Origin of the sequence: Pseudomonas sp. GM74 (genome assembly GCF_000282455.1) — a bacterium.
GTDB lineage: Bacteria > Pseudomonadota > Gammaproteobacteria > Pseudomonadales > Pseudomonadaceae > Aquipseudomonas.
Genome location: NZ_AKJG01000063.1, coordinates 1 through 10361, shown reverse-complemented (window position 1 = coordinate 10361; position 10361 = coordinate 1). Strand labels below are relative to the sequence as shown.

The 10361-nt window shown below is 54.1% G+C and carries 11 protein-coding genes and 1 pseudogene; 5 read left to right on the top strand and 7 right to left on the bottom strand.

The features are described 5' to 3' along the window. Positions 1-368 precede the first annotated feature (368 nt). Both PMI34_RS13490 and PMI34_RS13495 read right to left on the bottom strand, forming a co-directional pair. Positions 369-1145 (bottom strand): class I SAM-dependent methyltransferase, encoded by a 777-nt coding sequence (locus tag PMI34_RS13490; protein ID WP_202949455.1) that lies wholly within the window; start codon positions 1143-1145, stop codon positions 369-371. A gap of 180 nt (positions 1146-1325) precedes the next feature. Further along, on the bottom strand, positions 1326-1643 hold the full coding sequence (locus PMI34_RS13495) for a hypothetical protein (RefSeq protein WP_008050226.1): 318 nt from the start codon (positions 1641-1643) through the stop codon (positions 1326-1328). Between the two features lie 94 nt (positions 1644-1737). Here PMI34_RS13495 and PMI34_RS29315 point away from each other — a divergent pair. Beyond that, a pseudogene (locus PMI34_RS29315) lies at positions 1738-1973 on the top strand (transposase); the annotation flags it as partial. 208 nt (positions 1974-2181) lie between these two features. On the opposite strand, the gene PMI34_RS13500 reads toward PMI34_RS29315, so the two are convergent. Together PMI34_RS13500 and PMI34_RS28165 are read right to left on the bottom strand one after the other, a co-directional pair. Next, a complete protein-coding gene (locus PMI34_RS13500) occupies positions 2182-2592 on the bottom strand; it encodes a hypothetical protein (RefSeq protein ID WP_008050225.1) in 411 nt (136 codons plus the stop codon). Between the two features lie 367 nt (positions 2593-2959). Beyond that, positions 2960-3181: a hypothetical protein gene (locus PMI34_RS28165; protein ID WP_008050224.1), complete on the bottom strand. Its 222-nt coding sequence runs from the start codon at positions 3179-3181 to the stop codon at positions 2960-2962. Between the two features lie 338 nt (positions 3182-3519). Between PMI34_RS28165 and PMI34_RS29310 the strand changes: the two genes are divergently transcribed. Next, entirely contained in the window at positions 3520-3660 is a 141-nt protein-coding gene (locus PMI34_RS29310; protein WP_274517714.1) for a helix-turn-helix domain-containing protein, read from the top strand. Here the strand turns inward: PMI34_RS29310 and PMI34_RS13505 are convergent. Both PMI34_RS13505 and PMI34_RS28155 read right to left on the bottom strand, forming a co-directional pair. Beyond that, complete coding sequence (locus tag PMI34_RS13505) at positions 3657-4562, bottom strand: hypothetical protein (protein WP_008050223.1); 906 nt, start codon at positions 4560-4562, stop codon at positions 3657-3659. The genes PMI34_RS29310 and PMI34_RS13505 overlap by 4 nt on opposite strands. Before the next feature lie 387 nt (positions 4563-4949). Next, positions 4950-5519, bottom strand: coding sequence for a DJ-1/PfpI family protein (locus tag PMI34_RS28155; RefSeq protein WP_008050222.1), 570 nt, complete (start codon positions 5517-5519; stop codon positions 4950-4952). 161 nt (positions 5520-5680) lie between these two features. Here PMI34_RS28155 and PMI34_RS13510 point away from each other — a divergent pair, with 161 nt between their 5' ends. Next, complete coding sequence (locus PMI34_RS13510) at positions 5681-5878, top strand: hypothetical protein (RefSeq protein ID WP_008050221.1); 198 nt, start codon at positions 5681-5683, stop codon at positions 5876-5878. A gap of 160 nt (positions 5879-6038) precedes the next feature. On the opposite strand, the gene PMI34_RS27705 is transcribed toward PMI34_RS13510, so the two are convergent. Beyond that, the gene (locus PMI34_RS27705) at positions 6039-7088 is read right to left on the bottom strand and encodes a DUF3592 domain-containing protein (RefSeq protein WP_008050220.1); all 1050 of its coding nucleotides are present in this window, start codon (positions 7086-7088) and stop codon (positions 6039-6041) included. A 612-nt stretch (positions 7089-7700) separates the two neighbouring features. Here PMI34_RS27705 and gabP point away from each other — a divergent pair. Both gabP and PMI34_RS13520 read left to right on the top strand, forming a co-directional pair. Continuing rightward, complete coding sequence (gene gabP, locus PMI34_RS13515; protein ID WP_008050219.1) at positions 7701-9101, top strand: GABA permease; 1401 nt, start codon at positions 7701-7703, stop codon at positions 9099-9101. Positions 9102-9210: 109 nt separating this feature from the next. Beyond that, positions 9211-10323 carry a GlxA family transcriptional regulator gene (locus tag PMI34_RS13520; protein WP_008050217.1) on the top strand — a complete coding sequence of 371 codons (1113 nt, stop codon included), beginning with the start codon at positions 9211-9213 and terminating at the stop codon, positions 10321-10323. Positions 10324-10361 lie beyond the last annotated feature (38 nt).

Genomic DNA, 10361 nt, shown 5'->3' with positions numbered 1-10361 from the left:
ACCAGCCCCCCATCCCAACTGATCTTTTTGCTACGGCTAACTGTGTTTACATCAGGCAGAAATCGGCTGTGGATTCAACCGGTCGAAAAGTCTCTGGATCCGACAGTTTTTCACACCACTGCCAGGTTTTTCACTTGTGGAGAGGAAAGGTCGCAGGCCGGATTCAGGGGTATGTTTCAAAGTCCGAAGGGGCTGAGCCACCACACGTCCCCATGGCGGTAGTCAATTCTTCACCTCTGGTTTGGGCGCCATCCTAGCGCCCAATGAAAGTGTCCAGAATCATTAGGCCAGTTCAGAATGCCTCCCCAAAACTACCGACACTCCGGTATTTAAGCGCGGGCCTGAATACATTCTCCCCGGGGAGTCGGTTACGGCTTGATCACGATCCCTTGACCCGTAGGTAACTCCAGTACGTCCAAGCCGAACTCAGCAAGCAGCGGGTCTTCAGCTTCCTTCTGTGCGCGGTAGCACCACCAGCCATAATCATCCAGCACCAGAACACTACCGGGCACCATGCGAGGGACGATTCTCTTGAGTGCTTCCACTTCGGCAGGCGCTTGATTCAAATCGATGTGGGCAAATGCAATCTGCTCTGGGAATCCTTGCTCAAATGACTCCGGCACGTAGCCCTTGATTACCTTGACGAAAGGGTACTCGGCAAAACGCTCCTTGACCTTCATGTACAACTCCGAACTGTGCTCAGGCATTGCGTGGTTAACTTCAGTGCCCGTGTGCTCAAACGCGTCGTACAGGTAGTACTGCTTGCCAGTTGATGCGAGGTCAATCTTGTCTGCAATCACATTGGCAGTGTTGCCTTTGTATGCACCGACCTCGACGAAGTCTCCTGGCAGGCGTCGGGCCAGTTTTGCGAAGTGGCACAAGATGTACGTCCGCCAGATAATCGTCATTTCCACATTAGAAGTTGCATTACGCCTCATGATTTCCATAAAGCTCTCGTCAGTCATGAAACTGAGATTCCGATTCCAACAAATTACATTATCAGAGCAATAAAAACTGTCCGGCGTGGCGATACTTTGACGTATGCCTTCAACGCTGTGCTTGAATAAGGCCGGGTTAATTATGTTGAAGTTATCACCATTCACAATCATTATTATCGCCCCAAAATCATAATCAATATAATCCAAGTTCTATCGCTTCAAAAAATTACTGCAGCAAACGCTCGAATTTCTTCTTCGTCTCGCAGGCTCTTGCTTGCAACAGCCAATAAGTCAAATGATGCGGGCCGTGTGACAAAAACCTTCATCCAAAATCCTGCGGTGATTTATCAGCGACGAATTGTGTCGCGCGCTTGCCCCTCCTTTCCGTCAATCATCATATTTGCGTCGCACCTTCAGGTTGGACAGTACTTCATCGGTGGCAGTGGTCTGCACCAAACGCTTAGCCAGACTGCGTGCAAGTAGACGATTTCGCGCTGCGCGCTCGGCGTCACTGCCGAGCAGCTCCAAGCCTTCGCTGGTGGAGGGTAAAATAAGCTCGATTCGTTGGAGTTTTGTGAACGCTTGGGCCAGTTCGGAAAAGGCAAACAAGGAAAGTGCGCGAGATGCGCACACTAGCTGATGATCCGGCTTGATCGGCTCGTTGAGTAAATCAATGATTCGGTCTTGGCCTGCATTCTGAATCATCCTCTTCGCACGCTCCCTTCTGCAATGTGTAGTATCTAATTGCCAGTATCATATAGGTATTTTGTGCCCGGATGGGTACCTGGATTCAGCCCCATGGCCGAATGACCGGGAGATGGTGGAGGCGATTCTCTGGAAGCTCCGCACAGGAGCTCCCTGGCGCGATGTTCCCCGTGAGTTTTGCCCTTGAAGACTGCCAATAATCGCTTCAACCGCTGGGCAGCCAAGGGGCTTTGGACGGATTTTTTTGAGCTGCAAGGCGAAATTGATTCGCAGTGGGTATTCGCCGATGGAAGTTACGTCCGCGCCCATCCGCATGCGAGTGGAGCTCGCGCGCAACTTCAAAGCCATGGCCTGCTTGACCTGTAGACTCATCTTACTCAAATCGAAATAAGGACAGGCCCTAGTGTCTACCCGATGTCTTGCATGGGTTGGTTACAGTCCTCGGTGACAGACACGAATCGGCCAGTAGCGGACATTTTGTATGTAACAATGGACGGCTCAACTCTCAGTGTATGGCACGTGAGGTTGACGCTTTTAATCATTGTTTTTCAGCAGGACTGTTCCACATCAGCACGGCCAGAATAGCTGCAGCGATGATGCTGGGCGCAAATAAAGCGATACTGACACTAAGCGGCGGATAAATACCGTAAATCATGGCCGCAGCTGCAAGCATTCCGCACAACAAGCCGACCATCAACCTGGCCTTGCTTCTGAATCTGGATCGCGACCACAGTAGTCCAAAGTAGATGCGCCACCCCGAATAAACCCCTAGCCAACCGAACACTACCGTTGGGAGTATCAGCCAAGCCGAGAAGTCGCCTTCTGAAAAAGTCGCGGTTGAAAACATCAGCCCCATAATACCGAACAATGCAGCAAATGCTGTCGGCGGAACCATTACAAACAACGCCATTGTTGTGAGCAAAACTCTACGTTTTGTCAGAGGGGTCATTGACCAATTCCTGTTGGCTGTATAACCGAAAGAATAGTCACGGTATTCGATTGCTGCCTGTCGCCACCGGCAGCAATGGGTCGATCACTGCCGGTCACCACCTAGAATCCACAGCTTTTCGGTGATGGATTGGAACGATTAACGACAAGGGCTTTTAAAATTAACGCTTACAGCAACCATCGATTCTCCCCGTACCAACTCTGTACCAGCCCCCCATCCCAACTGACCTTTTCGCTACGGCTAACTGCGTTTACATCAGGCAGAAATCGGCCAGGAGCAGTCACCCAGCGTGCTTACAAAAGGAGGGACGATTCAGTTTCCCATTCAGCTGACCTTGCTGCGATACCAGACAGCAGTACATTCATTCTCAGCTTGGGATTTTCGTATTACGAACTGCCGTGATTCTTGCAGCACATGCCTCCAGCTGCTGCAACGGATCCGCAGGGCCGCTCAACTCGCCATGCGTGACTATGACTTTCTGCAGCTGTTCGTATTGTTGCAAGCGCAACAGACAGCGTCCGAGCTTGCGCTGCACTATATGTTGAATGGCAAGTACATCATCCGAGGGCATGGTAGTGACTTCATCCATGATTAACGACTCAGGCATAAGTGGTAGGGCTGGAGCGATTCACCGTAATACGCTTGCCCTGCCAGGAGGGCTTGCAATGCGCAAATCGGACGCTTTTTAAGCTCAGTGTAGATTGAGTCAATCCGCTCGGACTTTTTCAACAGCATCGGCCAGAAGCTGTCGTTGGAATAGCACCGCAGTTCTGTGGGAGCCGACTTGCCGGATCGCCGGACCGCCGCAATGGCTTCACCGCGGAGCTTCAGACAATCACGTCGCCTGGATCGCGGGCAAGCCCACTCCCACAGGCCTGCGCGAAGAAGCCAAACGGCCCGTGGCCAGCTGCCTGTTCGTTCAAGGCGTTGCGGCGCTTATTGCGCGAAACACAACTGAGCGTGGTCACTGTCGCCAATGAAGTCGGCTACTCCAACCCCAGTCACTTCGCCCCTGTATTTCGCAAGCACACCGGTCTTTCCCCAAGCGACTACCGGCGCCAGCGTTAGGGCTCTGCTGGCCGCAGATAGGGCTCGATAAAGCCGCAGCCAAGGATCTCGTTCAGGCGTTGCGCATCGTTCATTCGGCGAAACAGTCCAATAGTCTTCCACGGCGCGTGACCATCGACATTGGGCGCTCCCAATCCGGCCAACAGGTCGGCGATCAGTATTGATCGGGTCTCGAAAGATATGCGTGTCAGCCCGGTGCTGTTGCCGACGCCGGCATGGGCATGAGCCCCGGAAAAGGCGATCAGGCTCCCCGGAGCGATATCGACGGCAATCCCCTCCTGCGGGCCGATCGCTTCCAGCAGATGCGGAATGGCTTCGTCGGCATCCACGGCATTGCGGCCGTCTCGATGGGATCGCTGCAAAATGGCGCGCATATCGAAATCTGCGCTCGAATTACCCAGCGGTCGCTGCCAGAGGCCTGGATACAAGGCGACGGTACGCCCTGCCGCGATGGGATAGATGGGCGCCCACCAGTTGGTTTGTGCATAGATATTCGACCCCCAGGTATCGCGGTGAAACGCGATGGTGGCCGTCGTGCGGGCACGCGGCGTCGACTGCCCTGGCTCGCAATGCGGCTGAAAACGCAAATGCAGGCGATCGCACGCCAGGGTATCGGGGGCGATGCCAAGGCTTTGCACGACGTCCTGCCAGCGCTGCTGGACCTCAGCCGAGCCTGCGAAGTCGTTCTGAATTTTCGCAAAGCGCTCAGTCCGCTCAGGGTGGCTCAAATGGAGATGGATCTGTTGCGGCGACCAGGGATGCAGCGCGTCTTCGAGGAACGCACGCGTATATTCCACCAGCGCCGTCATGGGCTGCAGGTCAGCGAAACGAATGATCTCGCCAGCATAGATCCGGTCATGCAATTGGCGAGCGGTGCTCGGTATGGCAAGCGAGCTGTACATGACTGGAAGTCCCCTGAAGGTGCGCCCCTGACTTTAGATCCACGCCGATTGTGGCGAAAGTGGCAGGTGGGACGAAAAAGCGCGGATCAGGCCCTGGGGACGTGAGCAACAGGCGACCTTCAAGCCATGAATGGGGCCTTATGGCAGTTCTTGGCAGGCAGTTAACGGCCCAGAGTGTGTAAAAACGCGTCGCCAAAATTGAAGTGTGTGCGCCTACGTTAAATCTGAAATTTATCGGCACGTCAGCAGATGTGGATCTCGCGTAGATGCGCGATTTCCAGTCCATTTTTGAGTACCTGTCGCGCTGAAAAACGTTTTTACACAGCCTCGGCCAAGAGCAGCCACTCGAACGCATCACCTGATCGGCTGTTTTGTAGGACGAAGCGGTCACCGATGTTCCGCTGCCAACATTGACCTGAACTGAGAAATGATCTCTGAAGATAGCCCGGCACCTTCGAACACTGCGCAGGTGAAGCTAATGGGGGCAGGGCCTGAAGCGGTTATGATGCGGTCTGCAACCACAGCTACTGGACTGCTTCGATAAAGCGTGCGCCCTTCATAACCTACGGCATTTTGTTGTAAGAAGTCAGCGCTGTTCGAGGTATGAGGAACCGTGTCGAGAAGCCCGGCCCTCGCAAGTGCCAGCGTTCCCCCACAGATACCGGCAATTGTCGCTCCACTTGAACGACTAGCATGAAGAAAGTCTCGAATATCCGGTGCTTCTGCACGTTCCCAGACCATTCCTCCAATGACGACAACAACGTCCGGTTTCCAGTCCAGACATTGTTGCAAACTGCTATCGACAGTTACAGCCAATCCACCCTGCGAGCGGAACTGCCCCGTAGCAGAAGCGAAAAACCTCACGTCGATCCCGTAAAACGGGGACGCAGTTCCAGCAATGAAAGCATATTCCCAGTCCGCAAAACCGGGTGTCAGTATCAATCCTATGCGTGCCATCAGTCAGAATCCTCCATGAATGCCAATAACATATGGCGACAACAAACATACATCAAGGTCTGCTCTGGGTCGTTTTCTGCCCCTCGTTTGAGGCAGAAATCGGCCAGAATAGTCATTCGAATGTGCGTAGAAAAAACGGCAAGGAAATACGAGGATCAAAAATGGAGTTCATCTTCGACATCGTAATCAACCTGTTGGCTCATCGCATTGGCGTTTATGTGCTGGGCTTATTTAGTGGCGGCCGTTTCAAGGGAGAAAGCGGTTTTGCCTGGGGCTGGGCAGTCGCCGTCGGCTGCTTGGTACTATTCGCTCCTTTCGCGGTTTTAATAGCCTGGCTCATCCATACCAGTGGCCGTTGAAGTGATGTCTATAAAGGGTCGGTTTCAGCCCATCGCGACAGACCACAATCGGCCAAAAGCTGCCTGCTGGAACCGGCTGAAATCGACCCGAAGCAGTCTTCGCTAACGATTGAACCCACAGGCCTGAACAGCCGTTCGGGCGGGTCCGGCGGCATGATGGTCAGTCCGAAAATATGTACTTGCCTTTGATTTTCCTGGGGTTGACGAAGACTAAGTCTGGAAAGATTTTTCCTCGGACGTACCAAACAAAAGCCAGGATAGCGATACTTATAGCTAATGCGATAGCGGTTGTTGCCGGGCTCGATGTAAACCCCTCAAGCGATCTTGGGAATTGGGGAAGCGCAAGGAGTATGTACGCGTTGTAGGCGCCGACGCGATGGTTGTAGAAGCCCCATACCAAAAACAGGGGAATCACGGTCATTGAAACACCCATAACCCATTTGGCTGTTGGCCCCATCCTGGCGCCGATATCCAATCCCAGAATTAATGCAATCAAAGCCTGGGCGAGCATTATCGTGATGAGAATATTGACTTTGCGATCGTGCTCGTCACAACGAATTGGATCGGCATAAGAGGCTATAAAGTAGGCAAGTTGACTGTCTTTTACACCCCGCCCGGAGAGTTGTGAAAACACTTTCGACTTTGCAGTGCCGGCGACGAGTAGCTCGCGAACTTTTTGCTGAACTTCTTTCTTGCTCAAAGTTGAATGTGAAATGCTTTCTCCTTGCGTCAACTTGACAGATTTCTTAGCAGGAAAAACCAGGACAGCTACGGCCCCGATAAAGGCTAGCGTGCCCAAAAAAACGCCGAGGTAAAAACCCCCACCTAGTGAGTAAGTACCTGGCTTCACTTTACCCGGCTTTGCTGGGTCGACAAGAATTTCGATCACTTTTCCTTCCCTGAATGTTGCAACTGATCTTTCAACCGACTCCAGGCTGGTTCTGCAGGGCCGCTGCGATATTTCGAGCGGATAAGTGTATTGCTGTCCGTTCAACTCAAAGGTCACGTTAACCAGAGGGCAATAGGTCATATCCTTACTGCGCATCTCCTCAGAAATGGAGACAGTGGCGACAGTGGCATTCAACTTCTGCCAAGTCTTCGTCTCGTCCACCTCCTTGTACGAGGCAAGAGACACGAGAAGACAGAGCAAGCCAAAGGAAAATAAAACAACGAACAGGGCCGTCCTTAGCAAGAGCAAGAAGGTCTTCATAAGGCTCCTTGGCCAACGTGAAATGGAGCTCAGTTGGGATATGACACCTTGGCAGCAAGTCCCCCTGCGCGCGGTGTAATGATGCACTGAGGTTAGTCCGTAGATACTCAAATGCAATGCAACTTCCCGCGCTTCCGCTCCTGGCCGGTTTCTGCCGGTTCCCAGCGGTAGCTTGGGTCGTTTTCAGCCGGTCGCGACAGGCAGTAATCATCCAGTCCGCTCTTCCCGGAGAGATCTCGCGGCCCTCGTCGCGAAACCTTCTCGCCCGCTTAAACCTTCCTGGTTACCCCATCCGTTGCAGCTGTAGCAGAATCCTCAAAAAACAAAATGATTGCACTCGGCCACTTCATGACCGATTGGTTTTCTTTGTGAACGCTAAATCGGCACGTGTCGATATCAGGCAAGGAGGCGGCGTGAACAGGTAACTGAATTGTCGAACAAGCCGGTTAAGGTGGCGCCTTCTTTTCATAGAAATAACCACATCGCGACGATGGGTTTGATAAGAACTGCAGCGTTTGAAGGGTGCCTCTTTCAGGAAGCCCGGCAGGCAACAATGATGATCTGTTGCCCCTATCAATTCGCTTAAATGTCGATCAGCAGAGAAAAAAACCAATGATTAGCCCGAACTCCAAGGATTCGAGTGGCCAATTGGCGCAGGGCTTCAAGCCTCGTCACGTAACAATGCTGTCTATCGCCGGTATCATCGGCGCCGGTTTATTCGTCGGCTCAGGACATGCCATTGCAGCTGCTGGCCCAGCAGTCCTACTGGCGTACCTATTCTCAGGCCTGCTCGTCGTTCTGGTCATGCGCATGCTAGGTGAAATGGCGGTGGCCAACCCGGACACCGGCTCGTTCTCTACCTATGCCGACCAGGCAATAGGTCGTTGGGCAGGCTTCACCATCGGTTGGCTGTACTGGTGGTTCTGGGTATTGGTGATTCCTATCGAAGCACTGGCCGCCGGCCATGTGTTGAACCAGTGGTTTCCCCAGATCGATGCCTGGCTGTTCGCCCTGGTGTCGATCATTGCGTTGGTGATCACCAATCTGTTCAGTGTCTCCAAGTACGGCGAATTCGAATTCTGGTTCGCCATGGCCAAGGTGGTGGCGATCATCGGTTTCATCGGCGTGGGTTTTGCCGTGCTGATGGGTTGGGTTCCGGAACGGGAGGTCAGCGGCTTGAGCGGCCTGATGGCCGAACACGGCGGGTTCGCCCCCAACGGTCTGTCGGCGGTGGTGGGCGCCTTCATCACCATCATGTTCAGCTTCATCGGGACCGAGGCGGTGACCATCGCTGCCGCCGAATCCGACAATCCGTCGCAGAACATTGCCAAGGCCACGCGCTCGGTGATTTGGCGCATCGGCGTGTTCTACCTGTTGTCGATTTTCGTGGTCATCTCCGTGGTGCCCTGGAACGATCCGCTGCTGGCTCAGGTAGGTTCCTACCAGCGGGCACTGGAAATCATGAACATTCCCCACGCCAAGTTCATGGTGGACGTGGTGGTGCTGATTGCCGTGGCCAGTTGCATGAACTCCTCGATCTACATTGCTTCGCGCATGCTGTACTCGCTGGGCCGTCGTGGCGATGCGCCGAAGGCGCTGAAGGCGACGTCCTCCGAAGGCGTGCCGCGGGCATCAGTCATCGCCAGTACCGTGCTGGGCGCGGCGATCACCGTGTGGAGCTACTTCATGCCCGCCGGGCTGTTTGACTTCCTGCTGGCCAGCTCCGGCGCGATTGCCTTGCTGGTGTACCTGGCCATTGCTGTGTCGCAGTTGCGGATGCGCCGGATGTTGCGTCGGCAGAACGTTGAGCTGACCTTTCGCATGTGGCTGTTTCCGTGGCTCACCTGGCTGGTGATCGCGTTCATTTGCGCAGCGTTGGCGGTCATGATGATCACCCCGGAGCACCGTACCGAAGTGAGTTCGACCATTGGCCTGGCGCTGGCGATTTCCTTTATCGGCCTTGTGACGTCGCGTCACCCGGCGCCGGCTGCGACGGTGACGTCAGTGGGATAAAGCCAAGGAGATATTTGCGCCAAACCAATGCTCCCTACGCCAAGGCTGGGGGGCATTACGAGCTCCTGCGTCTCAGGCCGTAATCGCTCTTTGTGAGGACATGACCACGATGTCATCGAACTCCACCGTGTCCGACGGTACGACTCAATCCGTTGGTTTTCTGCTGTTGGATAAATTCACACTTATTTCCCTGGCATCCGCAGTAGAGCCACTGCGCATGGCCAATCAGTTGTCGGGGCGAGAGCTATATCGCTGGCATACGTTCAGCCCCGATGGAGAACCTGTCTGGGCCAGTGACGGTGTGCCGATCACTCCGGATGCTTCGTGGAACAATCCATTAGTGGCGGACACTGTCATCGTGTGCGGTGGTGTTGGAGTCCAGAGCGTGATTACCCGCGAGCACATTACCTGGCTGCAAGCCTTGGCGCGTCAATCCAGACGGTTGGGAGGCGTGTGCACCGGTAGCTGGGCGCTCGCAAAAGCCGGGCTGCTCGACGGCTACGAGTGCAGCGTGCATTGGGAATTTTTGGCCGCCATGCAGGAGGCTTTCCCACGCGTCAGCATCAGCGCGAGTCTCTTCACCCTGGACCGAAACCGATTCACAAGCTCCGGGGGAACAGCGCCGCTGGACATGATGCTGCACTTGATTGGTCGCGATCATGGTCGTGAATTATCCGCAGCCATCTCTGAGATGTTTGTTTACGAGCGCATACGCAACGAACAGGACCATCAGCGCGTTCCGCTCAGGCATGTGCTGGGAACTCATCAGCCCAAGCTGCAGGAGATCGTCGCGTTGATGGAGGCCAATCTCGAGGAACCGATCGACCTGGATAAGCTTGCAGAATACGTTGATCTGTCACGTCGACAGCTGGAGCGGCTATTTCAGAAGTACCTCCAATGTACGCCGTCACGCTACTACCTGAGATTACGCCTTATTCGAGCGCGACAACTGCTTAAGCAAACATCATTGTCGATCATAGAGTTGGCGTATGTATGCGGTTTCGTGTCCACACCACACTTTTCCAAATGCTATCGCGAGTACTTTGGTGTTCCACCAAGCGACGAACGTTCTGGCTCTGAAATGAGTCGCAAACCGGCAACGCTTGCGATTACGCAGCAGTCATCGACCAGACCGCTGACAGCGCTGGACCAGGCACGAAACGAATCGACTTTTGCCAGTGTTCGGATGGTTGATCGTTCTGATTTGGCGCAATCGTGCTGACCGGCCGTCCCCATTTATCCGTAGTGCATGGGTTTACT